This window comes from Kosakonia sp. (assembly GCF_032104925.1).
Lineage (GTDB): Bacteria > Pseudomonadota > Gammaproteobacteria > Enterobacterales > Enterobacteriaceae > Kosakonia.
Genome location: NZ_DAMCGF010000004.1, coordinates 48,568 through 74,772, shown reverse-complemented (window position 1 = coordinate 74,772; position 26,205 = coordinate 48,568). Strand labels below are relative to the sequence as shown.

At 54.4% G+C, this 26,205-nt stretch carries 24 protein-coding genes; 19 read left to right on the top strand and 5 right to left on the bottom strand.

Translation table 11 applies throughout. From position 1 onward, the window contains the following. The first annotated feature begins 2 nt into the window (after positions 1 to 2). Positions 3 to 971, top strand: a complete 969-nt coding sequence (gene flgL / locus RT644_RS09585) for a flagellar hook-associated protein FlgL (RefSeq protein WP_313626464.1) — start codon at positions 3 to 5, stop codon at positions 969 to 971. Positions 972 to 1,052: 81 nt separating this feature from the next. Here flgL and RT644_RS09580 read toward each other — a convergent pair whose 3' ends face one another. Beyond that, complete coding sequence (locus RT644_RS09580; protein ID WP_020457439.1) at positions 1,053 to 2,264, bottom strand: MFS transporter; 1,212 nt, start codon at positions 2,262 to 2,264, stop codon at positions 1,053 to 1,055. Between the two features lie 161 nt (positions 2,265 to 2,425). Between RT644_RS09580 and RT644_RS09575 the strand changes: the two genes are divergently transcribed. Next, positions 2,426 to 3,328, top strand: coding sequence for a LysR family transcriptional regulator (locus tag RT644_RS09575; RefSeq protein WP_409521843.1), 903 nt, complete (start codon positions 2,426 to 2,428; stop codon positions 3,326 to 3,328). 40 nt (positions 3,329 to 3,368) lie between these two features. Here the strand turns inward: RT644_RS09575 and rne are convergent, their stop codons facing one another. After that, a complete protein-coding gene (gene rne / locus RT644_RS09570) occupies positions 3,369 to 6,515 on the bottom strand; it encodes a ribonuclease E (RefSeq protein ID WP_313626462.1) in 3,147 nt (1,048 codons plus the stop codon). 570 nt (positions 6,516 to 7,085) lie between these two features. Here rne and rluC point away from each other — a divergent pair. Then, positions 7,086 to 8,039 (top strand): 23S rRNA pseudouridine(955/2504/2580) synthase RluC, encoded by a 954-nt coding sequence (gene rluC / locus RT644_RS09565; protein ID WP_160270737.1) that lies wholly within the window; start codon positions 7,086 to 7,088, stop codon positions 8,037 to 8,039. A 41-nt stretch (positions 8,040 to 8,080) separates the two neighbouring features. On the opposite strand, the gene RT644_RS09560 is transcribed toward rluC, so the two are convergent. Both RT644_RS09560 and RT644_RS09555 read right to left on the bottom strand, forming a co-directional pair. Beyond that, complete coding sequence (locus RT644_RS09560) at positions 8,081 to 9,232, bottom strand: alpha/beta fold hydrolase (RefSeq protein WP_313626461.1); 1,152 nt, start codon at positions 9,230 to 9,232, stop codon at positions 8,081 to 8,083. An 85-nt stretch (positions 9,233 to 9,317) separates the two neighbouring features. Further along, positions 9,318 to 9,902, bottom strand: a complete 585-nt coding sequence (locus tag RT644_RS09555; RefSeq protein WP_313626460.1) for a nucleoside triphosphate pyrophosphatase — start codon at positions 9,900 to 9,902, stop codon at positions 9,318 to 9,320. A 141-nt stretch (positions 9,903 to 10,043) separates the two neighbouring features. Between RT644_RS09555 and yceD the strand changes: the two genes are divergently transcribed. The 14 genes from yceD (at position 10,044) to ptsG (ending at position 22,420) form a co-directional block, all read left to right on the top strand. Then, a complete protein-coding gene (gene yceD / locus RT644_RS09550; RefSeq protein ID WP_045507078.1) occupies positions 10,044 to 10,565 on the top strand; it encodes a 23S rRNA accumulation protein YceD in 522 nt (173 codons plus the stop codon). A gap of 16 nt (positions 10,566 to 10,581) precedes the next feature. Beyond that, entirely contained in the window at positions 10,582 to 10,755 is a 174-nt protein-coding gene (rpmF, locus tag RT644_RS09545) for a 50S ribosomal protein L32 (protein ID WP_020457446.1), read from the top strand. Between the two features lie 79 nt (positions 10,756 to 10,834). Next, the gene (gene plsX / locus RT644_RS09540; protein ID WP_313626459.1) at positions 10,835 to 11,923 is read left to right on the top strand and encodes a phosphate acyltransferase PlsX; all 1,089 of its coding nucleotides are present in this window, start codon (positions 10,835 to 10,837) and stop codon (positions 11,921 to 11,923) included. 6 nt (positions 11,924 to 11,929) lie between these two features. Next, positions 11,930 to 12,883, top strand: coding sequence for a beta-ketoacyl-ACP synthase III (locus RT644_RS09535; RefSeq protein ID WP_097407552.1), 954 nt, complete (start codon positions 11,930 to 11,932; stop codon positions 12,881 to 12,883). Positions 12,884 to 12,899: 16 nt separating this feature from the next. Next, positions 12,900 to 13,829 (top strand): ACP S-malonyltransferase, encoded by a 930-nt coding sequence (fabD, locus tag RT644_RS09530; protein ID WP_020457449.1) that lies wholly within the window; start codon positions 12,900 to 12,902, stop codon positions 13,827 to 13,829. Positions 13,830 to 13,841: 12 nt separating this feature from the next. Then, positions 13,842 to 14,576: a 3-oxoacyl-ACP reductase FabG gene (fabG, locus tag RT644_RS09525; protein WP_020457450.1), complete on the top strand. Its 735-nt coding sequence runs from the start codon at positions 13,842 to 13,844 to the stop codon at positions 14,574 to 14,576. Between the two features lie 154 nt (positions 14,577 to 14,730). Next, positions 14,731 to 14,967: an acyl carrier protein gene (acpP, locus tag RT644_RS09520; protein ID WP_000103754.1), complete on the top strand. Its 237-nt coding sequence runs from the start codon at positions 14,731 to 14,733 to the stop codon at positions 14,965 to 14,967. A 91-nt stretch (positions 14,968 to 15,058) separates the two neighbouring features. Beyond that, complete coding sequence (fabF, locus tag RT644_RS09515) at positions 15,059 to 16,300, top strand: beta-ketoacyl-ACP synthase II (protein WP_044489622.1); 1,242 nt, start codon at positions 15,059 to 15,061, stop codon at positions 16,298 to 16,300. A 116-nt stretch (positions 16,301 to 16,416) separates the two neighbouring features. Then, positions 16,417 to 17,232, top strand: a complete 816-nt coding sequence (pabC, locus tag RT644_RS09510; protein ID WP_313626458.1) for an aminodeoxychorismate lyase — start codon at positions 16,417 to 16,419, stop codon at positions 17,230 to 17,232. Further along, positions 17,229 to 18,251, top strand: a complete 1,023-nt coding sequence (yceG, locus tag RT644_RS09505) for a cell division protein YceG (RefSeq protein ID WP_313626457.1) — start codon at positions 17,229 to 17,231, stop codon at positions 18,249 to 18,251. Before pabC ends, yceG begins: the two co-directional genes overlap by 4 nt. Continuing rightward, on the top strand, positions 18,241 to 18,882 hold the full coding sequence (tmk, locus tag RT644_RS09500) for a dTMP kinase (protein ID WP_313626456.1): 642 nt from the start codon (positions 18,241 to 18,243) through the stop codon (positions 18,880 to 18,882). The genes yceG and tmk overlap by 11 nt, the downstream gene beginning before the upstream one ends. Then, positions 18,879 to 19,883, top strand: coding sequence for a DNA polymerase III subunit delta' (gene holB, locus RT644_RS09495; RefSeq protein ID WP_313626455.1), 1,005 nt, complete (start codon positions 18,879 to 18,881; stop codon positions 19,881 to 19,883). Before tmk ends, holB begins: the two co-directional genes overlap by 4 nt. Before the next feature lie 9 nt (positions 19,884 to 19,892). Further along, entirely contained in the window at positions 19,893 to 20,687 is a 795-nt protein-coding gene (locus RT644_RS09490; protein ID WP_313626454.1) for a metal-dependent hydrolase, read from the top strand. 299 nt (positions 20,688 to 20,986) lie between these two features. Then, positions 20,987 to 22,420, top strand: a complete 1,434-nt coding sequence (gene ptsG / locus RT644_RS09485; RefSeq protein WP_017456430.1) for a PTS glucose transporter subunit IIBC — start codon at positions 20,987 to 20,989, stop codon at positions 22,418 to 22,420. A 489-nt stretch (positions 22,421 to 22,909) separates the two neighbouring features. Here ptsG and fhuE read toward each other — a convergent pair whose 3' ends face one another. Beyond that, complete coding sequence (gene fhuE, locus RT644_RS09480) at positions 22,910 to 25,123, bottom strand: ferric-rhodotorulic acid/ferric-coprogen receptor FhuE (RefSeq protein ID WP_313626453.1); 2,214 nt, start codon at positions 25,121 to 25,123, stop codon at positions 22,910 to 22,912. Positions 25,124 to 25,461: 338 nt separating this feature from the next. Between fhuE and hinT the strand changes: the two genes are divergently transcribed. Beyond that, positions 25,462 to 25,821 (top strand): purine nucleoside phosphoramidase, encoded by a 360-nt coding sequence (gene hinT, locus RT644_RS09475; RefSeq protein WP_020457459.1) that lies wholly within the window; start codon positions 25,462 to 25,464, stop codon positions 25,819 to 25,821. Position 25,822: 1 nt separating this feature from the next. Then, positions 25,823 to 26,197: a YcfL family protein gene (locus RT644_RS09470; protein WP_045507112.1), complete on the top strand. Its 375-nt coding sequence runs from the start codon at positions 25,823 to 25,825 to the stop codon at positions 26,195 to 26,197. Positions 26,198 to 26,205: the final 8 nt, after the last annotated feature.

The window sequence follows — 26,205 nt, the reverse complement described above, 5'->3', positions numbered from 1 at the left end:
AAATGCGTATCAGTACTCAAATGATGTACGAACAAAGCATGCGCGGCGTGACCAACTCGCAGAGTGCGTGGTTGGGTTACGGCGAGCAAATGGCGACCGGGCAGAAAGTTAACCGCCCGTCGGACGATCCGATTGCCGCTTCGCAGGCGGTGGTGATTTCGCAGGCGCAGGCGCAAAACACCCAGTACGAGACGGCGCGTACTTTCGCCAAGCAGAAAGTGTCGCTGGAAGAGAGCGTATTGCAGCAGGTGACGACGGCGATCACTGGCGCACAGGGCACCATTGTGAAAGCGGGCAACGGTTCGCTGAGTGATGATGACCGTGCTTCGCTGGCAACTGAACTGCAGGGCTACCGCGATCAGCTGCTGAACCTGGCGAACAGTACCGACGGTAACGGTCGCTATATCTTTGGCGGCTATAAAACGGAAAGCGCGCCGTATGATGCCACGGGCACATATAGCGGTGGTAACCAGGCAATTTCCCAGCAGGTTGACGCCTCGCGTACCATGGTTATTGCGCATACGGGCAATGAAGTCTTCAACCATATCAGCAGCAACGCCACGCCAGAACCGGTTGATCCGGCCACCGGCCTGCCGGGCACTTCGGAAACCGATCTGTTCAAAATGCTCGATACGGCGATTACCGCACTGAAAACCCCGGTAGCGGGCAATGAAACCGCCAAGGCGGCAGCGCAGGCGGTGGTGGATAAAACCAGCCGTGGTCTGGGGAACTCCCTGAACAACGTGTCGACTGTCCGTGCTGAACTGGGTACGCAGTTGAACGAACTGGACACCCTCGATGCGCTGGGCGATGACCGTACTGTGGCGCTGAAACAGCAGAAGAGTGATTTGATTGACGTGGACTGGAACTCGGTGATTTCGTCTTACACCATGCAACAAGCCGCGCTGCAGGCGTCTTACAAAGCGTTCACCGATATGCAGGGTCTGTCGTTGTTCCAGATGAATAAGTAATGTTTTCATTTTGAGCATGTCTGGAAACTGGGCATGTTCGCTATGCCCGCTCCATCACCCCGGAGCGGGCTTTTTTTTATCCTACGCTTTCTGCGCCGCTTGCTGGATTTGACGGGCGTCGAACAGACGGATCAGCAGAGCAACCAGACCGGAAACCGTTGCCAGCACTACCACACCCTGCCAGGACGCAACGGAGTAAAGTTTGCTGCCCAGCGCAGAGCCCAGCGCCATACCAATGAACACACCAGTAAACAGCAGCGCATTCAGACGACCACGCGCTTGCGGTTCAAGACCGTACACCAGGTTCTGGTGAGCAACCAGACTGGATTGCAGACCCAGGTCGAACCCCACCGCCGAGAGGGCAATCAGTGCCAGCTGGCCATGCGGCGGCAGTACCGGCAGCAGGAACATCAGGGCGAAGGATACCGTCACCAGACCCGCACCTAACTGTGTGACTTTTTCTGCGCCAACTTTATCCGCCAGACCACCCGCCAGCGGTGCCGCTAACGCACCCGCCGCACCGGCGATGCCGAACGTACCCGCGACCGCGCTGCCTAATTGATATTTTTCCAGCAGCATCAACGCAAGGGTTGACCAGAAAGCGCTAAAAGCGATGGATAAAAAACCCTGCGCGAAAGCGGCGCGGCGCAGTGCCGGATAGCGTTGCCACAGGTGCGCCATCGATTTCATCAGCGCCGGGTAGCTCAGCGTGGAGTGGGTTGCGAAGCGCGGCAGCACCGACCACATCAGCACGCCAATCAACGCAATGCTGACTGCGGCAAGCTGATACATGATACGCCAGCCGAATGCCGCGCCGACAAAGCCGCTGACGGTACGGGAAAGCAGGATCCCGAGCAGTAAACCGGTCATTACCGTGCCGACCATTTTCCCCTGTTTGCCTTCCGGCGCGAGAATTGCTGCCGCCGGGACAATATCCTGCGCCATTGTTGCGGCCATGCCCAGTAACAGGCTGACGACCAGTAATGAAGGCAGATGGCTGGTCAGGCTACAGGCCAGTAACAGCAGCGCCAGTGCAGCACTTTTAACCAGGATCAGACGGCGGCGGTCGTGGCGGTCGCCCAGTGGCAGCAGGAACAAAATACCCAGCGCATAACCGGCCTGTGTGAGTGTCGGCACCAGCCCCATACCGTTGACGGTTAAGTGCAGGTCGCTGCCCATTAATGGCAGCAGCGGTTGTGAATAATAGATAGCCGCGACGCTGAATCCGGCGCCGAGCGCGAGGGCAAAAATGACCCAGCCAACAACATCGGACGAAAGAGAATGACGGTTCATAGCAGGTTCCCCAGGAACGTTAGGTGTAAATAACGAAGTGAGGCCATTTTTACGCAGCAGAGCATGGCGCGGTAGCCAGCGGAGTGGTAAAACGGTTATACGTGAAACGTATAGGTAAAATAATAATGAAACGGCAAGAGCGTATAGATAGGGTGGATTTGATGCGGACGTATATCCGTATCGTGGAGGCCGGGTCGCTGTCGGCGGCGGCGCGCCAGCTGGAGACGACGCAGGCGACGGTCAGCCGCCGGTTGCAGTCGCTGGAGTCGCTGCTTGGCGTCAAGCTGCTCTTGCGCACCACTCATGCGATGAAGCTGACGGATGATGGTGAACGCTGCTATCAGCATGCAAAGCGCGTTGCGGATGCCTGGGTGGCGCTGGAAGATGAACTGAGCCAGTCCGACGACGAGCCGGTCGGGATTTTGCGCGTACGCGCACCGCATGCCTTTGGTCAGGAACAACTGCTCGGTCCGCTGACTAAGTTTCTTGAACGTCACCAGCAACTCTCTGTTGAATGGATGCTCAATGACAAGAATGTCGATTTTCTCAGTGCCAATATCGATTGCGCTATTCGCGTTGGGGCAGAAGTGGACCCGGCAACGGTATCGGTACTGCTGGCAGAAGTACCCCGATCTATCGTGGCGTCACCCGCGTTGCTGGCGCGTTTTCCTGCTGTCGACACACCGCAGCAGCTCTCCGCGCTGCCGTGGATTGCGCTCAGCACGTTCTACCAGCATGAAATTCATCTGAGTCACCTGCAAAGTGGCGATACGGAGCAGGTGGCGATTGCACCCCGGCTTTATACCGACAGCCTGTATGCGGCCCGCAATACCGCCATTGGCGGGCTTGGCGTGACGCTGATTTCCAGTTGGGCGGTGGAAGAGGAGTTGCGCAGTGGCAAGCTGGTAGCGCTGTTGCCGCAGTGGCAGGCCGCGCCGCTGCCGGTTCATCTGGTTTATCCGTGGGCGCGCTATTATCCCGCGCGGTTGCGGAAATTTTTACAACTGATGCGTGAAGTGATGCCTGGGCTTGGCGGTATGCGCCATCCGGTGCGACAGGCATAAAAAAAGCCGACCCGGGGGTCGGCTTTTTACTGCCAGGGAATTACTCAGCAGCTGGCGGTTTCGTCGCCGGAGCGGTTGCCGCGTGTGTGGCGCTGTGACCACCCGCAGAACCTTTACCTTCGAAGACGAAGTTCGGGCGTACCCAGTCACTGTGACGCGGCGCTTCCGGCACATAGGCAGGCGCTGGCGCTTTGGTCATTGGCGCGGTAGCCACTTTTTTAGCCGCGGGAGCAACATGTGCTACCACCGGCGCTTTCACCGGCTCGGCAACAACTGGCGCAGCCGCTTCTTCGGACGCGTCCTGTACAGCTTCCGGCGCTGGCGTTTCTGCTACCGGTGCGACTTCCTGCTGTGCGGATTCGGCTTCTTCTGCCACTTCCTGCGCAACGGGACGATCTTCCTCAGCAATCAGCTGCGGTTGTTCATCCACCGGCGTGTCGATCACTTCCGGGTGGGTGGTTTCAACGGCAACCGTCTGCGGTGCTTCAACAGCGGCTTGCGGTTCAACCACTACCGGCTCGGCATTTTCAACCGTCGCCTGCGGCTCAACAACTTCCGCTTGCGGATGCGCAACCAGTTGCGCTTCAGCCATAGCCGGAGCGATTTCCTGCTCAGGGGCTGCATTGTTTTCAACGGCCAGTTCCTGAGTCTGCTGCTCTTCCTGCGCGCGCGGCACCGGATAACGGATCCACACTTTACCGGACGCCATTTCCGGTGAGGCACAGGCTACGGTCAACGGCATTGGAGATTGCAGCGGGTAACGTTCATCACGGTAGCGACGGCGACGCTGACCACTCACGCGCAGGTGGCGCGGGGAACGGCGTGAACGGCGCGGCATCGCGTTTTCGCGTGCTTCAGCGTTTTCATCCTGTTCCTGTACCGGCGCGGTTTCAACCACCGCTGGCAGGTCGACTTTCGCCAGCTGCGTGTTTTGCGCTGCGGTGTCCTGGACAGTGATTTCTTCAACGCGGTTTTCTACGTTGTTGTCACCGCCAATACGGACTTTCTGGCTGAGTTGACGCTGTTTACGACGCGGCATGACCTGTACGCGCTCTTCCTGTTCAGTTTCCTGAGCAGGTTGCTCATCGCGGTTCAGCTCTTTGACATCCTGCTGCGCCTGGCGTTTATCATCATTACGGCGACGGTTGCGCTCACGGCGAGGTTGCTGCTGCTCGTCACGAGATTTCGTTTTTTCTGTTTCATCAACAGCGACTGGCTGGCGAGATTCACGGGCTTCGGCGTTTTGCTGCGATTTTTCGCGGCGGTTACGACGATTCTCTTCGCGACCTTCGCGGTTATCACGGCTTTCGCGCGCTTCGTTGCCTTCGCTGCGGTTGTCACGGCGGTCATTACGATCGCGACGGTTGCCCTGGCGTGATTTACGACGATCCTGCTGACGCTCTTGTTTCTCGCCTTTTTTCTCTTCTTTCACTTCAACCGGCGCCGGGGCAGCTTCACCCGCGAACAAGCCTTTCAGGGCAGAGAAGAAACGACCCAGCAAACCTGGGGCAGCAACTGGTGTTGCGGCAGGTTGCGCCTGGCTTGCTGCTGCGGCTGGCGCTTGTGGTGCTGGCGGAACGTCCGGCATAACAAAGGTAGCCAATGCAGGTTGTTCAGGTAACTTACGTTCGGCGTACTCTTCTTCAGACGGCAGGGCCATCTCTTCTTCGTGCAGTTTCGGCAGCAGGTAGCTCAGCGTTGGCGTCTCTTCGCCTTTACGCACGCGCAGTACGGAGTAGTGCGGCGTTTCCATCTGGTCGTTTGGCACGATCACGCAGCGTACGCCGCCCTGACGGGCTTCGATAGCGCTTACCGCGGCGCGTTTTTCGTTTAACAGGTATGACGCGACCGGAACCGGTACAATCGCATGCACTTCCTGGGTGTTTTCTTTCAGCGCTTCTTCTTCAATCAGACGCAGAATCGACAGCGACAGGGATTCGTTATCACGAATGGTGCCGGTGCCGCTACAACGCGGGCAGACATGATGACTGGACTCGCCCAACGACGGGCTGAGGCGCTGGCGGGACATCTCCAGCAGCCCGAAGCGGGAAATATGGCTAATCTGAATACGCGCACGATCCTGACGTACTGCTTCACGCAGACGGTTTTCCACCGCGCGCTGGTGACGCACCGGGGTCATATCAATAAAGTCGATAACGATCAGGCCACCCAGGTCACGCAGACGCAACTGGCGAGCGATCTCATCTGCCGCTTCCAGGTTTGTGTTAAAGGCGGTCTCTTCAATATCGCCACCGCGCGTTGCGCGTGCGGAGTTGATATCGATGGCGGTCAGCGCTTCGGTGGAGTCAATAACGATAGAGCCACCGGACGGCAGACGGACTTCACGCTGGAATGCGGATTCAATCTGCGACTCAATCTGGTAATGGCTGAACAGCGGGATTTCCCCGGTGTACAGTTTAATTTTGCTGCTGAAATCCGGACGGCCCAGCGCAGCGATATGCTGGCGAGCCAGCTCAAGCACTTTCGGGTTATCGATGAGGATTTCGCCGATATCCTGACGCAGATAGTCACGGAAGGCGCGCACAATCACGTTGCTTTCCTGATGGATCAGGAACGGAGCAGGGCGGCTTTCGGCGGCTTTCTGGATAGCTTCCCAGTGTTTCAGACGGAAGCTCAAATCCCACTGCAGCGCTTCGGCGGATTTGCCCACGCCTGCGGTGCGTACGATAAGACCCATACCATCCGGTAATTCCAGGCTGGAGAGTGCTTCTTTCAGCTCGGTGCGATCGTCGCCTTCAATACGGCGAGAAATGCCGCCCGCACGCGGGTTGTTCGGCATCAGCACCAGGTAGCTGCCTGCAAGGCTGATAAAAGTGGTCAGTGCCGCGCCTTTGTTGCCGCGCTCTTCTTTATCAATCTGAACGATGACTTCCTGACCTTCACGCAGTACGTCTTTGATGTTCGGACGTCCATGTGCGTTGTAATTAGCTGGGAAGTATTCGCGGGCGATCTCTTTGAGGGGGAGGAAACCGTGACGCTCGGCACCGTAATCAACAAATGCGGCTTCAAGGCTGGGTTCAATGCGGGTGATTTTACCTTTGTAGATGTTCGCTTTTTTCTGCTCGTGTCCCGGGCTTTCGATATCCAGGTCGTACAGGCGTTGTCCATCAACAAGTGCGACACGCAACTCTTCTTGCTGAGTTGCGTTTATTAACATTCTTTTCATCGTAACTTACTCATTATTCTTACATTGACGACTAAGCTGCGGGCAAGATAACGCCTTTCCGGGGGAGAACCGATGGCCTCGAGACTATTCGCGTCGCCAACCTCACGGTTGTCGCTCGCTAAAGAGGCGCAGTGTGTCGGTTGCCTGTGTTTCCTGTGGAAAACACAGCGCAATTATCAGGGGAACAGCCTGGGAAAAACTCTCCAGAGAAGATTCCATCTACCGGTAAGGACTGCAACCCGCAGCCCGCTAACTGCCTGAAAGTTCAATACGTCTTACGCCATTGCTGCGTGTATGATCGGACAGGCAAAACTGGTCATTCCGCTCATTTACTTGTTTTAACAAGATTCAACACGGAAAACCGCAACATTATTCCTTGCGAACCCTGTTATAGCAAGCTGACTTTTACCATTTATCACCCGGTTACTCACAGTTTTTTCACCTTTGCCCGGAGATTGGTTTAATAACCGCCGAATCAACTGTGTAAAACGAAGCCACCGAGTCAATTGTAAATATAAGCATAGAAAAATGAGTGGCGCTATTCAGCGTGGCTATTTAGAATCGCCTCCCATGAAAACTGAGACACCATCCGTAAAATTTGTTGCTATTACCGCTGATGAAGCGGGGCAACGTATCGATAATTTTCTGCGTACCCAGCTCAAAGGGGTACCTAAAAGCATGATTTACCGCATCCTGCGTAAGGGTGAAGTGCGGGTAAATAAAAAACGTGTAAAACCGGAATATAAACTGGAAGCGGGGGATGAAATCCGCATTCCGCCGGTACGCGTGGCAGAAAAAGAAGAAGAGGCGGTTTCTCCGCATTTGCAAAAAGTTGCCCAGCTAACCGACGTTATTCTCTATGAAGACGATCATATCCTGGTGCTGAATAAACCCTCAGGCACGGCGGTACACGGCGGTAGCGGGCTGAGTTTTGGCGTGATTGAAGGTTTGCGCGCGTTGCGCCCGGAAGCCCGCTTTCTTGAACTGGTTCACCGTTTAGATCGTGATACCTCCGGCGTTTTGCTGGTGGCAAAAAAACGTTCCGCGCTGCGTTCGCTGCATGAGCAGCTGCGCGGTAAAGATATGCAGAAAGATTATCTGGCGCTGGTTCGCGGCCAGTGGCAGTCACATGTCAAAGTGGTGCAGGCACCTTTGCTAAAAAATATTCTGCAAAGTGGCGAGCGGATAGTGCGGGTGAACAGCGAAGGCAAGCCTTCAGAAACACGTTTTAAAGTTGAAGAGCGCTACGAATTCGCGACGCTGGTGCGTTGCAGCCCGGTGACCGGACGTACGCATCAGATTCGTGTACATACTCAACATGCCGGTCATCCGATTGCTTTTGACGATCGCTATGGCGATCGCGAGTTTGATAAGCAACTGGCTCCAACCGGGCTGTCACGACTGTTCCTGCACGCTGCGGCACTTAAGTTCACGCATCCCCATACGGGCGAAACATTGCGTATAGAAGCGCCACTTGATGAGGCACTCAAACATTGTCTGCAAGTGTTACGTAACGCTAAGTAATCTTTTTCCCCTCGCGTCTGCGAGGGGAAAACGGGGTTGGCTTACGGCTTCAGCCATTTGTCCAGCCACGGAAACACTTCATTTTGCTGTTCCTGATAAAAGACATGTCCCAGCTCAGGCCAGCTTTTCGTCACCAGTTTGTCGTCTGCCTGCTGCGAAGACCACACCCGATGCACTTTGTCGAAAGCGTCTTTTACCGCCGCTGCCGGAAAAAGTTTGTCTTTGCCACCGCTGAAAATCAGCATCGGCTTCGGCGCGGCAATGCTGGCGATATCCGGAATATCCATGCGGGCGGGCATCCCCGGATGCAACATATAGAACGCGGATTGACCGCGTAACACGTTATTGCCGGGTTGCATCAGGCCGTTATAGGTTCCAAACCACGAAATAACCGCTGTAGCAGCGACTTTTTCGCTCAGCGCCGCCAGTTGCCAGGCGCGAAAACCACCCATTGAGAAACCCAGTACGCCAACGCGTTTACTGTCCACTCCGGGATGCGCGGCGATAAAATCGACCGTGCGCATATCCTCATAGGCTACTTCGCCTGCCAGCGAGCGTCCCAGATTGAAGTAGTTGCTGGCCAGCGCCTGTTGTTGTTCATAAACCATCGGGCCGCGATCGCCCCATCCGGGACTGTCGATAGCGATAACCGCGTAACCCCGGCTCGCCAGTTCATCGCCAATAAATTTACCGCTGAAAAATTTATCAGCCCATGCTTGCGCACTGGCGAGTTGCACCGCGTTACCCCACGGGCGGATCAGCTTCTCTTTGCCGATATCAAACTTCGAGCCATGATCGTGCAACAGAACGATGGCAGGGTGCGGGCCGGGTGTTTTCGGCATCAATAACAGGGCGGAAATGCGGTTATCGTCCGTAATGTTCAGCGATAATTTTTCAGCGGTATAGCTGCCGCGATCTTCTTTCGCTATCGAGTGAGGAGAAAAGGGTTTCGTGGCGTCCGGGGTGAGCAGGGCGCGGCGAAATAGCTGGCGGCTATGCGATTGCCACTGGTGGAAATCTTTAAAATTGCCTGATAACCACGAATCGGGATAACGCATCTGCGCTTTCAGCGTTTGCCAGCTTGCCGGAAGATTGCCTTCAACGACGCCCTCTGTTTGCCACTTATCTTGCGCATAAACATTGCCAGACGCCAGCAGGGCAAACATCAGCGGCAACGTACGTAAAATCTTCATCACCTCTCCTTAAATTAAAACGACGTTTTAATATTGGTGATGAATGTAACTTTTGCCTAAAAAAGAAACTGTGATCGCGAAAGCATTAGCTTAACAACGGGTTACAATGTTCACGCCGTAGCATCTGGCACAGCGCAATTAGCGGCAAACCCACTAATGCATTAGGGTCACGTCCTTCCAGGCGTTCAAATAATGCAATACCCAGTCCTTCGCTTTTGAAGCTACCGGCACAGTTCAACGGGCGCTCTTTGCGGACATAGTCGTCGATTTCCTGTTCACTTAAGCGGCGAAAATGGACGTCGAAAGGCTCACATTCCGTTTGCACATGACCGGTTGCGGAATTAAACAGCGCCAGGCCAGTATAAAAAGTCACAATATTGCCGCTGGCTTTCATCAATTGCTGGCGGGCATTCTCTTCTGTGTGCGGTTTGCCGGTAATTTCGCCATCAAGTACGCACACCTGATCGGAACCAATAATCAAATGTTGAGGGTATTTTTGCGCCAGTGATTGTGCCTTTTCCTGCGCCAGTCTTAGCACTAAATGGCGAGGCGCTTCGCCTGCACGCGGTGTTTCGTCTGTCTGCGGTGCGGCGCATTCAAAGGGTAAACCGAGTTTTTCGAGCAGGGCGCGGCGGTAGGGCGAAGTGGAAGCGAGGATAATTTGCGACATATTTTTTTCACCAAATATGGCTTAACAATGACAGGCATTTTAAACTGTAGGCCGCAATGTGTGCGAATTATTGGCAAAAGGCAACCGCAGGCTGCCTTTTTCTTTGACTCTATGACGTTACAAAGTTAATATGCGCGCCCTATGCAAAAGGTAAAATTACCCCTGACTCTTGATCCGGTTCGCACGGCTCAAAAACGCCTTGATTACGAGGGTATCTATACTCCCGACCAGGCGGAGCGCGTCGCTGAATCTGTAGTCAGCGTAGACAGTGATGTGGAATGCTCCATGTCGTTCGTTATCGATAACCAGCGTCTTGCCGTGTTAAACGGTGATGCAAAGGTAACGGTATCGCTCGAATGCCAGCGTTGCGGGAAACCGTTCACTCATCAGGTCTACACCACGTATTGTTTTAGTCCTGTGCGTTCAGACGAACAGGCTGAAGCACTGCCGGAAGCGTATGAGCCGATTGAGGTTAACGAATTCGGTGAAATCGATCTGCTGGCGCTGGTCGAGGATGAAATCATTCTCTCCCTGCCGGTAGTTCCGGTGCATGATTCTGAACACTGTGAAGTGTCCGAGGCGGACATGGTCTTTGGGGAACTGCCTGATGAAGCGCAGAAACCAAATCCATTTGCCGTATTAGCCAGCTTAAAGCGTAAGTAATTAAGGAGTAAGGTCCATGGCCGTACAACAGAATAAACCAACCCGTTCCAAACGTGGCATGCGTCGTTCCCATGACGCGCTGACCGCAGTCACCAGCCTGTCTGTAGACAAAACTTCTGGTGAAACCCACCTGCGTCACCACGTTACCGCCGACGGTTTCTACCGCGGTCGCAAGGTTATCACTAAGTAATCACGCGCAAGCGTGATGAAGCTTAGTGAGGATTTCCCCGCGTAAGCGGGGATAGACCGAACCAGGCTGCGACGATACCTTGACACGTCTAACCCTGGCGTTAGATGTCATGGGGGGAGATTTTGGCCCATCCGTGACAGTGCCTGCAGCTTTGCAGGCACTGAACTCTAATTCTCAACTCAACCTTCTTTTAGTCGGCGATCCCGACGCTATCACGCCATTACTTGCCAAAGCTGATTTCGAGCAACGCTCGCGCTTGCTTATTGTTCCTGCCCAGTCAGTTATTGCCAGTGATGCGCGCGCAGCGCAGGCTATTCGTAGCAGCCGTGGTACTTCTATGCGCACGGCGCTGGAGTTAGTCAAAGAAGGTCGTGCCCAGGCCTGCGTGAGTGCGGGAAATACCGGTGCGCTAATGGGGCTGGCGAAAATGCTGCTCAAACCGCTTGACGGAATTGAGCGTCCGGCGCTGGTGACCGTGTTGCCTCATCAACAGAAAGGCAAGACCGTTGTGCTGGATCTGGGCGCAAACGTCGATTGTGACAGCACAATGCTGGCGCAATTTGCCGTGATGGGCGCGGTGATGGCCGAAGAGATCCTCGGTATTGCCAACCCACGTGTGGCGCTACTAAATATTGGTGAAGAAGAGACCAAAGGGCACGATAGCATCCGCGATGCTGCGGCATTATTACGCTCCATGTCCTCAATGAACTACATTGGTTATCTTGAAGCGAACGAATTATTGACCGGCAAAACGGACGTGCTGGTGTGTGACGGTTTTACCGGAAACGTCACATTAAAAACAATGGAAGGTGTTGTCAGAATGTTTCTTTCACTGCTGAAATCGCAGGGTGAAGGAAAAAAAAGGTCGTGGTGGCTGATTTTATTAAAGCGTTGGTTACAAAAAAGCCTGACAAGGCGATTCAGTCACCTCAACCCCGACCAGTATAATGGCGCCTGTCTGTTAGGATTGCGCGGCACTGTGATTAAGAGTCATGGTGCAGCGAATCAGCGCGCATTTTGCGTGGCAATTGAGCAGGCAGTGCAGGCGGTGCAGCGGCAGGTTCCACAACGGATCGCCGCTCGCCTGGAATCTGTGTATGCACACTCGTCTTCGTCTGCAACGGATGGCGAAAACCAGAGCGTGTGTATATTACCCAAGAGTGACTGAGCGTACATGTATACGAAGATTATTGGTACCGGCAGTTATCTGCCTGAGCAGGTTCGGACAAACGCCGATTTAGAAAAAATGGTGGAAACCTCTGACGAGTGGATTGTCAGCCGTACAGGGATCCGTGAGCGCCGCATCGCCGCTGCAAACGAAACGGTTTCGACCATGGGCTATGAAGCCGCTAAGCGTGCGCTTGAGATGGCGGGCATCAATAACGATCAGATAGGCTTGATCATTGTTGCTACTACCTCTGCAACGCATGCCTTCCCGAGTGCAGCCTGCCAAATCCAGAACATGCTGGAAATCAAAGGCTGCCCGGCGTTTGACGTTGCTGCTGCGTGTGCGGGCTTCACCTATGCGCTGAGCATCGCCGATCAGTATGTTAAATCTGGTGCGGTGAAACATGCGTTGGTCATTGGTTCTGATGCGCTCGCGCGGACATTAGATCCGGACGACCGCGGTACGATTATTCTGTTTGGTGATGGTGCAGGCGCTGTTGTGCTGGGCACTTCCGAAGAGCCAGGCATCATCTCCACACATATGCACGCAGACGGGAGCTACGGCGAGCTGCTGACGCTGCCTAACCTTGATCGTGTACACCCGGAGAACCCGACCTATCTGACGATGGCGGGTAACGAAGTATTCAAAGTTGCGGTGACAGAGCTGGCGCGTATTGTTGATGAAACATTAACAGCCAATAATCTTGAGCGCAGCGAGCTGGACTGGCTGGTGCCGCATCAGGCTAACTTGCGTATCATCAGCGCGACAGCGAAGAAGCTCGGCATGTCGATGGATAGCGTTGTTGTTACGCTGGATCGCCATGGCAACACCTCCGCAGCTTCCGTTCCCAGCGCGCTTGATGAAGCGGTACGCGACGGACGCATTAAGCCGGGGCAACTTGTCCTGCTGGAAGCGTTTGGTGGCGGGTTCACCTGGGGCTCGGCGCTGGTTCGTTTCTGAGTATAAGGATAAAAAAATGACGCAATTTGCTTTTGTGTTCCCGGGACAAGGCTCCCAAACCGTCGGTATGTTAGCTGATATGGCTGCGGCTTATCCGGTGATTGAAGAGACATTCGCAGAGGCATCAGCTGTTCTGGGGTATGATCTCTGGTCTCTGGTGCAACAAGGCCCGGCGGAAGAACTGAACAAAACCTGGCAGACACAACCGGCGCTGCTGGCCGCTTCTGTCGCGCTGTGGCGCGTCTGGCAGCAGCAGGGTGGTAAAACGCCAGCGCTGATGGCGGGGCATAGCCTGGGCGAATACTCCGCATTAGTGTGTGCGGGTGTTATCGCGTTTGCTGATGCGGTTCGTTTGGTTGAACTACGTGGGAAATTCATGCAGGAAGCCGTGCCGGCGGGTACTGGCGCGATGTCTGCCATTATCGGCCTGGATGATGCTTCCATTGCCAAAGCATGTGAAGAATCGGCACAAGGGCAAGTTGTCTCTCCGGTGAACTATAATTCGCCAGGCCAGGTGGTTATTGCTGGTCATAAAGAAGCCGTTGAACGCGCAGGCGCTGCTTGCAAGGCTGCAGGTGCCAAACGTGCGCTGCCGCTGCCGGTTAGTGTACCGTCGCACTGTGCGCTGATGAAGCCTGCCGCAGAAAAACTGGCCGCTGAATTAAAGAACATTACTTTTAACGCGCCGCAGATCCCGGTTGTAAATAACGTGGATGTGAAGTGCGAAACGACGCCAGAAGCGATTCGTGATGCGCTGGTGCGTCAGCTGTACAGCCCCGTGCAATGGACGAAAAGCGTTGAATTGATGGCGTCGCAGGGCATTGAGCACTTATATGAAGTTGGCCCGGGTAAAGTCCTCACCGGCCTGACTAAACGTATTGTTGACACCCTGACTGCATCTGCGCTCAACGAGCCGGCTGCCGTGTCAGAGGCACTTGCGCAATAAAAGAGGAAGACCATGAGTTTTGAAGGAAAAATCGCACTGGTAACCGGTGCAAGCCGCGGTATTGGTCGCGCTATTGCTGAAACCCTCGTTGCCCGTGGCGCGAAGGTTATCGGTACGGCGACCAGCGAGAGTGGCGCGCAGGCGATTAGCGACTATTTAGGTGCGAACGGCAAAGGTCTGGTGTTGAATGTGACCGATGCTGCATCTATCGAATCTGTTCTGGAAAACATTCGCGCAGAATTTGGCGAGGTTGATATTCTGGTAAATAATGCCGGGATCACCCGTGATAACCTGTTGATGCGCATGAAAGAGGATGAGTGGAACGATATTCTCGACACCAATCTTTCATCTGTTTTCCGTCTGTCAAAAGCGGTAATGCGCGCTATGATGAAAAAGCGTCATGGGCGTATTATCACTATCGGTTCTGTGGTTGGTACCATGGGAAATGCTGGTCAGGCCAACTACGCTGCGGCGAAAGCGGGTCTTATCGGTTTCAGTAAATCGCTGGCGCGTGAAGTTGCGTCCCGCGGTATTACTGTAAACGTTGTTGCTCCGGGTTTTATTGAAACGGACATGACGCGTGCGCTGTCTGATGATCAGCGTGCGGGTATTCTGGCGCAGGTTCCTGCGGGTCGCCTTGGCGGTGCTCAGGAAATCGCCAGTGCGGTTGCATTTTTAGCCTCTGACGAGGCGGGTTACATCACTGGTGAAACCCTGCACGTCAATGGCGGAATGTATATGGTTTAACCACGATGAAAATTATTTGCGTTATTAGGGCGAAAGGCCTCAAAATAGCGTAAAATCGTGGTAAGAACTGCCGGGATTTAGTTGCAAATTTTTCAACATTTTATACACTACGAAAACCATCGCGAAAGCGAGTTTTGATAGGAAATTTAAGAGTATGAGCACTATCGAAGAACGCGTTAAGAAAATTATCGGCGAACAGCTGGGCGTTAAGCAGGAAGAAGTTACCAACAATGCTTCCTTCGTTGAAGACCTGGGCGCTGATTCTCTTGACACCGTTGAGCTGGTAATGGCTCTGGAAGAAGAGTTTGATACTGAGATTCCGGACGAAGAAGCTGAGAAGATCACCACCGTTCAGGCTGCCATTGATTACATCAACGGCCACCAGGCGTAAGTGAACATCTCCAGGCGGTCACTCGACCGCCTGAGTTTTATCTGTAGTTATCCCACGAATCTCTTTTTTATACCCTCCCTGGAGGACAAACGTGTCTAAGCGTCGTGTAGTTGTGACCGGACTTGGCATGTTGTCTCCTGTCGGCAATACCGTAGAGTCTACCTGGAAAGCTCTCCTTGCCGGTCAGAGTGGCATCAGCCTGATCGACCATTTCGATACTAGCGCCTATGCAACCAAATTTGCTGGCTTAGTAAAGGATTTTAACTGTGAGGACATCATCTCGCGTAAAGAACAGCGCAAGATGGATGACTTCATTCAATATGGAATTGTGGCTGGCGTTCAGGCCATGCAGGATTCCGGCCTTGAAGTCACAGAAGAGAACGCATCCCGTATTGGCGCAGCGATTGGTTCTGGTATCGGCGGTCTCGGCCTGATCGAAGAAAACCATAGCTCCCTCGTCAAGGGTGGGCCGCGTAAAATCAGCCCGTTCTTTGTACCTTCAACGATTGTCAACATGGTGGCAGGTCATCTGACTATCATGTTCGGTCTGCAAGGCCCGAGTATTTCCATCGCGACAGCGTGTACCTCAGGTGTGCATAACATCGGTCATGCGGCACGTATCATCGCCTACGGCGACGCCGACGCCATGCTGGCAGGCGGCGCGGAAAAAGCGAGTACGCCGTTAGGCGTCGGTGGCTTTGGCGCAGCGCGCGCGCTGTCTACCCGCAACGATAACCCGCAGGCGGCAAGCCGTCCGTGGGACAAAGAGCGTGACGGCTTTGTTCTCGGCGATGGCGCTGGCATCATCATGCTGGAAGAGTATGAGCATGCGAAAAAGCGCGGTGCGAAAATTTATGCTGAAATCGTCGGCTTTGGTATGAGCAGCGATGCTTATCACATGACGTCTCCGCCGGAAAACGGTGCGGGTGCCGCGAAGGCGATGGTTAATGCACTGCGTGATGCCGGCATCACCCCGGGCCAGATTGGCTATGTTAATGCGCACGGTACGTCTACGCCGGCGGGAGATATGGCAGAAGCGCAGGCCGTGAAATCGGTCTTTGGCGACGCGGCTCGCACAGTAATGGTTAGTTCGACCAAATCGATGACCGGCCACCTGCTGGGGGCGGCAGGCGCAGTAGAATCTATCTACTCGATCCTCGCCCTGCGCGATCAGGCTGTTCCGCCGACCATCAACCTGGATAACCCGGATGAAGGTTGCGATCTGGATTTTGTGCCGCATGTTGCACGCCAGGTAAGCGGTATGGAGTACACCCTGTGTAACTCCTTCGGTTTCGGTGGCACCAACGGCTCGTTGATCTTCAAGAAAGTCTGATCATTTCGCTGTGTACTGGAGGCCCGCTTGTCGGGCCTTTTCTATTCGGGTTTATCCCCTTGTCCTGCGCTTTTCAACCTGCCAAACTGTCCGCCCAGACGCATAAGGAGCCCTCTATGTTCTTGATTAATGGTAAAGAGCAGCAATGGCTTGCCGCGAATGATCGGGCGACGCAATTTGGCGATGGCTGTTTTACCACCGCGCGTGTCCTTGACGGGCAAATCCAGTTTCCCGACGCGCATCTCCAGCGCCTGCGTCTTGCCTGTAAACGGCTCCAGATCCCTTATCTCGACTGGGACATACTGGCGCGGGAAATGGCACACCTCGCGAAAGAGAAAGAAGAGGGTGTGGTGAAAGTTATTCTCAGCCGTGGCACTGGCGGACGAGGCTATAGCGCAGCGGGTTGTGATACGCCGACGCGGATAGTGTCGCTATCAGCAAGCCCTGCCCATTACGCTCGGTGGCGGCAGGAAGGGGTAACCCTGGCGTTGAGTGATATTCGCCTCGGGCGTAACCCGATGCTTGCCGGGATCAAACACCTTAACCGCCTGGAGCAGGTATTGATTCGCACCGGGCTTGAGCAGACCTCTGCTGATGAAGCGCTGGTGCTGGATAGCGAAGGCTGGCTGGTTGAATGTTGTGCCGCCAATATCTTCTGGCGGCAGGGTTCGAAGGTCTTCACGCCGCGCGTTGATCAGGCCGGTGTTGATGGCATCATGCGTCAATACTGTTTGCGCCAGCTGAAAACTTCCGCTTTTGAGGTTGTCGAAGTCAATGCGCGGCATGATGTGCTGATGCTGGCCGACGAAGTCATTATTTGTAACGCGTTGATGCCAGTTGTCCCGGTTCGCCAGTGGGCGGAACAGCACTGGTCAGCGCGCGATTTGTACCACTTTTTAGCCCCCTTGTGTGAGCGCATAAATCCGTCATGAAGAAAATGTTACGCGTAGTTCTCCTCCTGTTGGCTTTGCTGATTATCGCGGCGGGAGCCGGCGTCTGGAAGGTTCGCCAGTTAGCGGACAGCCAGATCCTGATAAAAGATGAAACCATTTTCACGCTGCCCGCCGGAACCGGCCGTGTGGCGTTGGGTGAATTGCTGTATCGCGAAAAGGTAATTAATCGCCCGCGCGTGTTTCAGTGGCTGCTGAGACTGGAACCGGATCTTTCACATTTCAAAGCTGGCACCTACCGTTTTACACCGAAGATGACCGTGCGCGAGATGCTGCAGTTACTGGAGAGTGGTAAAGAAGCACAGTTTCCGCTACGGCTGGTCGAAGGTATGCGCCTGAGCGATTACCTCAAACAGCTGCGCGACGCGCCCTACATCAAACACACCCTGAAAGACGACGACTACGCGACGGTGGCGCAAGCCCTGAAACTGGAGCATCCGCAGTGGGTGGAAGGCTGGTTCTGGCCCGATACCTGGATGTACACCGCTAACACCACGGACGTTGCGTTGCTCAAGCGTGCGCATCAGAAAATGTCGCGTGCGGTGGAGCAAGCCTGGGAAGGGCGTATGGAGGGGCTACCGTATAAAGATCAGAACCAGCTGGTAACCATGGCGTCGATTGTCGAAAAAGAGACGGCTGTTGCCAGCGAGCGCGATCAGGTGGCCTCCGTCTTTATTAACCGGCTGCGCATCGGGATGCGGCTGCAGACCGATCCGACGGTTATCTACGGGATGGGCGCGCGTTATAATGGTAAGCTGTCGCGCGCCGATCTGGAAACGCCGACCGACTATAACACCTATGTAATTAGCGGTTTGCCGCCGGGCCCTATTGCTACACCCGGTGAGGCCTCGCTGAAAGCGGCGGCGCATCCGGCGAAGACGCCGTATCTCTATTTTGTCGCGGATGGTAAAGGCGGACATACATTTAATACCAATCTCGCCAGCCATAACCGGGCAGTGCAGGACTACCTGAAAGTACTTAAGGAAAAAAATGGGCAGTAAATACATCGTTATCGAAGGGCTTGAAGGCGCAGGGAAAACCACGGCGCGCGATGTCATCGTTGAGACGCTGAAAGAGCTTGGCGTCGGTGAAATGGTGTTTACGCGGGAACCGGGCGGTACGCTGCTGGCGGAAAAATTGCGCAGCCTGGTGCTGGATATCCGTTCTGTCGGAGATGAAGTTATTACCGACAAGGCCGAAGTTCTGATGTTTTACGCAGCCCGGGTTCAATTGGTAGAAACTGTCATTAAACCTGCACTGGCGCGTGGTTGCTGGGTGATCGGCGATCGCCATGATCTCTCAACGCAGGCGTACCAGGGCGGCGGACGAGGCATCGATCAGACTATGTTGGCTACGCTGCGCGATGTCGTCCTGGGCGATTTTCGCCCGGACTTGACGCTCTATCTGGATGTCACACCGGAAGTTGGCCTGAAACGTGCGCGTGCGCGTGGCGAGCTGGATCGTATTGAGCAAGAGTCGCTGGATTTCTTTAATCGTACCCGCGCGCGCTACCTTGAACTGGCTGCGCAAGATGACCGCATTCGCACCGTTGATGCTACTCAACCGCTGGATAACGTGATTGCCGACATCCGCCAGACGGTAACAGCCTGGGTGCAGGAGCAGGGCGCATGAAATGGTATCCGTGGCTGCGTCCCGATTTTGAGCAACTGGTTGCCAGTTATCAGAGCGGTCGTGGGCACCACGCGTTGCTGATCCACGCCCTGCCGGGGATGGGCGAAGATGCGTTGATTTACGCCATCAGCCGTTTCTTGTTATGCCAGACACCTGAAGGCCATAAAAGCTGCGGCCACTGCCGCGGCTGTCAGCTTATGCAGGCTGGAACGCATCCTGATTACTATGCACTGGCACCGGAAAAAGGAAAATCCGCGCTGGGCATTGATGCGGTGCGTGAAGTGAGTGAAAAGCTTTACGAACATGCGCGGCTGGGCGGCGCGAAAGTGGTGTGGATCCAGGATGCCGCGTTATTGACCGACGCCGCCGCCAACGCATTGCTGAAGACGCTGGAAGAGCCGCCCGCGCGCACCTGGTTCTTCCTCGGCTGTCGGGAGCCGGCAAGATTGTTAGCGACTTTGCGCAGCCGCTGCCGCTTGCACCACCTTGCGCCTCCCGCAGAAAACTACGCCTGCAGCTGGCTTGCACGGGAAGTTACCGCCTCGCAAGAGACGATTCTGACCGCACTACGTTTGTGCGCCGGTTCGCCTGGCGCGGCAGAAGCGCTGCTTCAGACCGATGTCTGGGCGCAACGGCAGTTGCTATGCCAGGCGACAGACGCAGCGCTGAATAGCGGTGACTGGCTGGCGATGCTCCCGACACTGAACCACGACAAGGTGGCTGAGCGTTTGCAGTGGCTCTCTGCGTTGCTGCTTGATGCATTAAAAATGCAGCAAGGGGCGACATTGCTCAGCAATGTTGATGCCTTAGGGCTGGTCGAAAAGCTGGCGCGCCAGGTGCAAGCGCCAACGCTGCACGCGTTACTGCATGCTATTTTTACCTGTCGTGAACAGTTGCTTAGTGTGGTCGGGGTTAACCGCGAGTTGCTGCTGACCGATTTATTGTTAACGCTGGAACGTTACCAGCAAACGGGCGTAACGCTTCCTGTCTCCCATCTGTAAGAGAAGATTATGTTTTTAGTTGATTCGCACTGCCATCTTGATGGCCTGGATTACCACTCTTTGCACAAAAACGTTGATGACGTGCTGGCGAAAGCTGCCGCGCGCGACGTGAAGTTTTGTCTGGCGGTGGCTACGACGTTACCGGGTTACCGTGCGATGCGTGAGCTGGTGGGTGAGCGCCCGAATGTGGTCTTTTCCTGCGGTGTGCACCCGCTGAATCAGGATGAAGAGTACGATGTCGACACGCTGCGCCAACTGGCGGCGGAAGAGGGCGTCGTGGCGATGGGAGAAACCGGGCTGGACTATTTTTATACGCCGGAAACGAAGCCGCGCCAGCAGGAATCCTTCCGTAACCACATCCGTATTGGCCGTGAACTGAACAAGCCGGTGATTGTCCATACGCGCGATGCGCGAGAAGACACGCTTGCGATTTTGCAGGAAGAGCGCGTGACGGATTGCGGTGGTGTGTTGCACTGCTTTACTGAAGATCGTGAAACGGCAGGTAAGCTGCTGGATATGGGCTTTTACATCTCGTTTTCTGGTATCGTCACCTTCCGCAACGCGGAGCAGTTGCGTGATGCGGCACGTTACATTCCGCTCGATCGCTTACTGGTCGAAACCGATTCGCCTTATCTCGCCCCGGTGCCGCATCGTGGCAAAGAGAACCAGCCCGCAATGACGCGCGATGTGGCGGAATATATGGCGGTGCTGAAAGGCGTTTCTGTCGAAGCGCTTGCGCAACAAACGACACAGAACTTTGCCCGTTTGTTCCATGTTGACCCATCCCGCCTGCAATCTGCCTGATCTGTCAGCTTATTTTAGTACTCGTAATTAATAAACGATCGGAGTAAAGTTCACCGCCATAAAAAAGGCGGTGGCGGTCGTTTTTCATACGGAAGCCGATACCTTTTGTAAATCAGTGTGAGTTTCGTAACTGGCGCTAGCTGAAACGTGATAGCCGTCAAACAAACTTTTACTGATTTATTTTACTCTGTGTAATAAATAAAGGGCGCTTAGATGCCCTTCCCACGGCGCGGTTCTCCCCCCTCGCCAATGCGTGAAAGCGTAGAAAAAAGCACTAATACTCAGGAGCACTCTCAATTATGTTTAAGAATGCATTTGCTAACCTGCAGAAGGTCGGTAAATCGCTGATGCTGCCAGTATCCGTACTGCCTATCGCAGGTATCCTGCTGGGCGTCGGTTCTGCAAACTTCAGCTGGCTGCCAGAAGTGGTTTCCCACGTTATGGCCGAAGCGGGCGGTTCCGTTTTTGCTAACATGCCGTTGATCTTCGCTATCGGTGTTGCGCTTGGCTTCACCAATAACGACGGCGTTTCGGCTCTGGCCTCCGTTGTTGCCTACGGCATCATGGTGAAAACCATGGCAGTGGTTGCGCCTCTGGTTCTGCATTTACCTGCTGAAGAAATTGCCGCAAAACACCTGGCTGATACCGGTGTGCTTGGCGGTATTATCTCCGGCGCGATTGCCGCGTATATGTTTAACCGCTTCTATCGCATCAAGCTGCCTGAGTATCTGGGCTTCTTCGCTGGTAAACGTTTCGTGCCGATCATCTCCGGTCTGGCAGCGATTTTCACCGGCGTGATCCTCTCCTTCATTTGGCCGCCGATCGGTACTGCGATTCAGACCTTCTCCCAGTGGGCCGCTTACCAGAACCCGGTTGTGGCGTTCGGTATCTACGGCTTCATTGAACGTTGCCTGGTGCCGTTTGGTCTGCACCATATCTGGAACGTACCTTTCCAGATGCAGATTGGCGAGTTCACCAACGCAGCAGGTCAGGTGTTCCACGGCGATATCCCGCGTTATATGGCGGGTGACCCGACTGCGGGTAAACTGTCTGGCGGCTTCCTGTTCAAAATGTACGGTCTGCCGGCTGCTGCTATCGCTATCTGGCACTCCGCAAAACCGGAAAACCGCGCAAAAGTGGGCGGTATCATGATCTCCGCAGCGCTGACCTCGTTCCTGACCGGTATCACCGAGCCGATCGAGTTCTCCTTCATGTTCGTTGCGCCGATCCTGTACGTTATCCACGCGATTCTGGCTGGCCTGGCATTCCCGATCTGTATCCTGCTGGGTATGCGTGACGGTACGTCGTTCTCTCACGGTCTGATTGACTTCATCGTGCTGAGCGGCAACAGCAGCAAGCTGTGGCTGTTCCCGGTTATCGGTGCATGCTACGCGGTGGTTTACTACACCATCTTCCGCGTGCTGATCAAAGCGCTGGATCTGAAAACCCCGGGTCGTGAAGACACCACGGAAGAGAGCAAAGCTGGCGTTACCAGCGAAATGGCTCCGGCTCTGGTTACGGCGTTCGGCGGTAAAGAGAACATCACCAACCTGGATGCGTGCATCACGCGTCTGCGTGTCAGCGTGGCTGACGTAGCGAAAGTGGATCAGGCTGGCCTGAAGAAACTGGGTGCTGCGGGTGTGGTTGTTGCTGGTTCCGGTGTACAGGCAATTTTCGGTACTAAATCCGATAACCTGAAAACCGAAATGGATGAGTACATCCGTAACAACTAAGCCATAGTCTGGGGAGACTGAGGGAGCCTGATGGCTCCCTTTTTTATTGTCCACTGAAAACTATGTGCTGTGGATCTGGTCAGTAACAGGTTTGTCTCTTGATTTAAATTTCACCGGGCAGACAGAGCTTCTTTTTCAGAATGTCGGTATGCCCTGCCAGACGCAATCAATGCCGCCTTTTCTAACGCTGAATTTTTACTGTACTGAAAAGAAAGAGTGACAAAACCCGTCGCTGCCCACAGACCGTGTGCCATTCCCCCTCCGCTCTGGCAAGCTGGCTGTCATGTGACTCACAGACGCGCCTCACACTCACACTACATTCAGCGTTAAATGCGCAAGGATAAGTGCAGCGGAAACGTCTGCTATAAGCGATCGCGGGAGAACTGGGGGCGGGCAGTTATCGGTAATGGCCGTTTTTCGGGAGCAAGAAAACAGAATAAAAAAGCCCGCCGGGAGGACGGCGGGCTTAGTGGCTCGCGGCTGCGATTATCAGAAGCTGTAGCTGGCGCTTACAGAGAAGTTACGCGGCGCACCGTACACACCGTAAGTGCCCAGATAATCGTAATACTCTTTATCGAACACATTGTTCAGATTGGCCTGGATAGCGAAGTTTTTAGTTGCCTGGTAACGGGTGAACAGATCCACCACCGTATAACCGCTTTGCGTAATGCGCATGTCTCCATTCGGGCCTTTGATCTCCTGCCAGGTTTTATTCTGCCAGCGCGCGCCGCCGCCAACGGAAAGCTCTGGCAGCATCGGCAACTGGTAGCGCGTGAATAATTTCATCGTGGTGCGCGCCTGTTCCGGGTTAACGGCTACACCGTCACCATCTTCAGCCATAAAACGGCTGGCACCAAAGGTGAGCTGCAAGTTGTCGGTGAGAGCCCCGTTGAGCTCAAATTCGATGCCTTTGCTTACCGTGCCGTTGACGGATTTATACGCGGTCTGGCCGCCGGAATTTGGAATGTACTCGCCGGTCGATACGGCAACGTGATCCTGCTCGGTACGGAATACCGCCAGGGTCGCCGTCAGACGTGTGTTATACCAGTCACCTTTGATGCCAGCTTCATAGCTTTTACCGGTGGTAGGTTCAAGAAATTCGCTATTGATATCGCGCTGACTGGACGGCTCGAAAATAGAGGTGTAACTGCCATAAACAGACCAGGTGTCATCAATGTCATAAATCAGGCCTGCGTATGGCGTGACGTCATCGGACTTGCTGTTACGAATCTCATCCGGCTTACGCTCCAGATTATATTTTGCACGCCATTCGGTATAACGCGCGCCGAGGATCAAGTGCAGCGGATCGGCCAAAGAGATACGGGTTGCCGCATACAGCGATTTCTGGCGGATCACATCGCGCTGGTAGAGCGCCCAGTCAGACCAGCTCGGGTCGGCCAGCGTGTTGCCGTTATATTTATGAATATTGCCGACATCCATCAGGCCGGAATTATCATTCACCGGGTATGAGTTGTCATAATTGTTGCGCTGGCGGCTGTAGCTACCACCGAACATCACTTCGTGCTGGCGGCCAAACAACTCGTAACCACCACGAACAAACGCATCAATAGCGTCTTGTTTACGCTCGCCACGGTTCCAGCCGCCCCATGCGCCTTGCCACTGCGAGGCATCATACAGACCGGTGGTTTTATCCGGGTAACCGTCGATATACATCAGCTTGCTGTCGAAGTTGGTTTCCGCATGCATGGCGTTAACTTTCGCTTCCCAGCCGTTGTCAAAACGCTGGGTCAGGTTGGCAAAAATTTTTGAAGAGTCGACATTGGAGTAAGCCCAGTCAGCAGCGGTATTGAAACCGCGGCGGAAATGCGTGCGGCTGCCGTCACTGTACAGCGACGGGAAACCGCCCCAGGTCGGGCTGTCTTCTTCACTTTCCTGATAGTCATAGCCGAGAGAAAGGGTAGTGGAATCAGTGATATCTGCATCCACTACACCGGTAATGAATTTTTTGCGGTAGTGGTTACGTTCAACCCAGGAATCTTTATCCTGGTAACCAGTGATAACCCGGCCGCGCACGTTGCCCGATTCGCTCAGCGGTGCTTGCAGATCCAGCACATAGCGCTGATCGTTCCAGCTACCGTAAGTCGCGGTGGCGGTTCCTTTGAATTCTTTGCTGTCGGCATGTTTACGCACCATGTTGACATAAGCAGAGGGATTACCTGTTCCACTCATCAGGCCGGCCGCGCCGCGCACCACTTCAATCTTGTCATAAATTGCCGTGTCGCCTGCGGTATCACCAAAATTCCAGCGGTTATCAAGGAATGTCGGCATATCTTCATAAGCAAAGTTACTGACGAAAAAGCCGCGGGCGAAAAAGTTCGTACGGTGGCTGTCAATGCGCGATGCGCTGACGCCAATCGTGTTATCCAGCACTTGTTCGATCGTATTTAGCTGCTGATCCTGCATACGCTGCTGGCTGACTACACTCACAGATTGTGGAATATCTCGCGGGACCAGTAACAGCTTGGTGCCAGTGGTGGTGGTTTTGACGCTGTAGTCTTGCGCCTGGCTGTCAGAGGTGCTTAATGCTGCGCCATCAACCACAACCGTATCTTCAGATGCTGCGGCGATCTCTGCCGCAAACGCAGCAGAAGGGACTAAAGCCATTGCAATACAGGCGGCAAGCAGAGACGGTGTGGCGGCTAACGGACGCACTTCGTCCCTGGCGTGATGAGTGAAAGACATGCATAAACCCTTAATGGTGCGTTAGAGGGAAAGCCTTACAGCGATACGTTGTCGCGTCAGGCGGGTTTTGTAATTCGTCTGATAATAATCGCGCATGAAAATGCAAATGCGAAATATACGCATTCACCATATGAATGTAAACAGATGTAATATTCACCATTGAAATACCATTTCACCGCAGCGCGCCTTAAACGCGGGCGATTGCGTGCCAGCAAAGCCGGAAAGGTGAAAGAAAAACAGCGTTTTGGTTGAAACAACAAGAGAATCTCGATCATACTCTAGGGCACGTAATTGACGACGGCTGCGGGCTGGCTCCGCGAACATAAAAGGAAAACGTCATGGCCGAAGAAACCATTTTCAGTAAAATCATTCGCCGCGAAATTCCCTCGGATATTGTTTATCAGGACGAACTGGTTACCGCTTTTCGCGATATCTCTCCGCAAGCTCCAACCCATGTTCTGATTGTGCCAAACATTCTGATCCCAACCGTGAACGACGTGACCGAAGCGCACGAGCAGGCGCTGGGGCGCATGGTGACGGTTGCGGCGAAAATTGCTCGCGATGAAGGGATTGCTGAAGACGGTTACCGTTTGATCATGAACTGTAATCGTCATGGCGGGCAGGAGGTTTATCATATTCATATGCACCTGCTCGGCGGGCGCGCACTGGGGCCGATGCTGGCTCATAAAGGTCTTTAATATGACGAACGGGCGTGTCGCGTTATGGCTGGCAGCGCTGGTACTGATGGGGTGCAGTTCACGTCCTACGATCCCGGTCGCCGATGACCAGACGTTAGTGATGGAATCGAGCATTCTGGCCTCCGGGATTATTGCGCAGCCGCCGACGTTAAGTACGCATGAACTCCAGCCTTCCGCGTCTTCACGGTTGTTTAATGAACGACAGCAGCCCGTTACCGTGCATTATCGTTTTTTCTGGTATGACGCCAGAGGTCTGGAAATGCACCCGCTGGAAGCGCCGCGAACCGTCACGATCCCGGGAAATTCGGGCGTGACGGTGTATGGCAGCGCCAACTATTTGGGTGCGCACAGCGTCAGACTTTATCTTTACCTGTAAGGGGTGAC

Excerpts from the sequence above, each read along its gene's own strand:
- RT644_RS09575 (WP_409521843.1), top strand. The coding sequence starts at position 2,426 with ATGCGGACGTATATCCGTATCGTGGAGGCCGGGTCGCTGTCGGCGGCG.
- yceD (WP_045507078.1), top strand. The coding sequence starts at position 10,044 with ATGCAAAAGGTAAAATTACCCCTGACTCTTGATCCGGTTCGCACGGCT.
- fabD (WP_020457449.1), top strand. The coding sequence starts at position 12,900 with ATGACGCAATTTGCTTTTGTGTTCCCGGGACAAGGCTCCCAAACCGTC.
- RT644_RS09470 (WP_045507112.1), top strand. The coding sequence starts at position 25,823 with ATGACGAACGGGCGTGTCGCGTTATGGCTGGCAGCGCTGGTACTGATG.
- RT644_RS09490 (WP_313626454.1), top strand. The coding sequence starts at position 19,893 with ATGTTTTTAGTTGATTCGCACTGCCATCTTGATGGCCTGGATTACCAC.
- ptsG (WP_017456430.1), top strand. The coding sequence starts at position 20,987 with ATGTTTAAGAATGCATTTGCTAACCTGCAGAAGGTCGGTAAATCGCTG.
- fhuE (WP_313626453.1), bottom strand. The coding sequence starts at position 25,123 with ATGTCTTTCACTCATCACGCCAGGGACGAAGTGCGTCCGTTAGCCGCC.
- rpmF (WP_020457446.1), top strand. The coding sequence starts at position 10,582 with ATGGCCGTACAACAGAATAAACCAACCCGTTCCAAACGTGGCATGCGT.
- fabG (WP_020457450.1), top strand. The coding sequence starts at position 13,842 with ATGAGTTTTGAAGGAAAAATCGCACTGGTAACCGGTGCAAGCCGCGGT.
- pabC (WP_313626458.1), top strand. The coding sequence starts at position 16,417 with ATGTTCTTGATTAATGGTAAAGAGCAGCAATGGCTTGCCGCGAATGAT.
- RT644_RS09580 (WP_020457439.1), bottom strand. The coding sequence starts at position 2,264 with ATGAACCGTCATTCTCTTTCGTCCGATGTTGTTGGCTGGGTCATTTTT.
- RT644_RS09560 (WP_313626461.1), bottom strand. The coding sequence starts at position 9,232 with ATGAAGATTTTACGTACGTTGCCGCTGATGTTTGCCCTGCTGGCGTCT.
- flgL (WP_313626464.1), top strand. The coding sequence starts at position 3 with ATGCGTATCAGTACTCAAATGATGTACGAACAAAGCATGCGCGGCGTG.
- RT644_RS09555 (WP_313626460.1), bottom strand. The coding sequence starts at position 9,902 with ATGTCGCAAATTATCCTCGCTTCCACTTCGCCCTACCGCCGCGCCCTG.
- RT644_RS09535 (WP_097407552.1), top strand. The coding sequence starts at position 11,930 with ATGTATACGAAGATTATTGGTACCGGCAGTTATCTGCCTGAGCAGGTT.
- rluC (WP_160270737.1), top strand. The coding sequence starts at position 7,086 with ATGAAAACTGAGACACCATCCGTAAAATTTGTTGCTATTACCGCTGAT.
- holB (WP_313626455.1), top strand. The coding sequence starts at position 18,879 with ATGAAATGGTATCCGTGGCTGCGTCCCGATTTTGAGCAACTGGTTGCC.
- yceG (WP_313626457.1), top strand. The coding sequence starts at position 17,229 with ATGAAGAAAATGTTACGCGTAGTTCTCCTCCTGTTGGCTTTGCTGATT.
- tmk (WP_313626456.1), top strand. The coding sequence starts at position 18,241 with ATGGGCAGTAAATACATCGTTATCGAAGGGCTTGAAGGCGCAGGGAAA.
- hinT (WP_020457459.1), top strand. The coding sequence starts at position 25,462 with ATGGCCGAAGAAACCATTTTCAGTAAAATCATTCGCCGCGAAATTCCC.
- rne (WP_313626462.1), bottom strand. The coding sequence starts at position 6,515 with ATGAAAAGAATGTTAATAAACGCAACTCAGCAAGAAGAGTTGCGTGTC.
- acpP (WP_000103754.1), top strand. The coding sequence starts at position 14,731 with ATGAGCACTATCGAAGAACGCGTTAAGAAAATTATCGGCGAACAGCTG.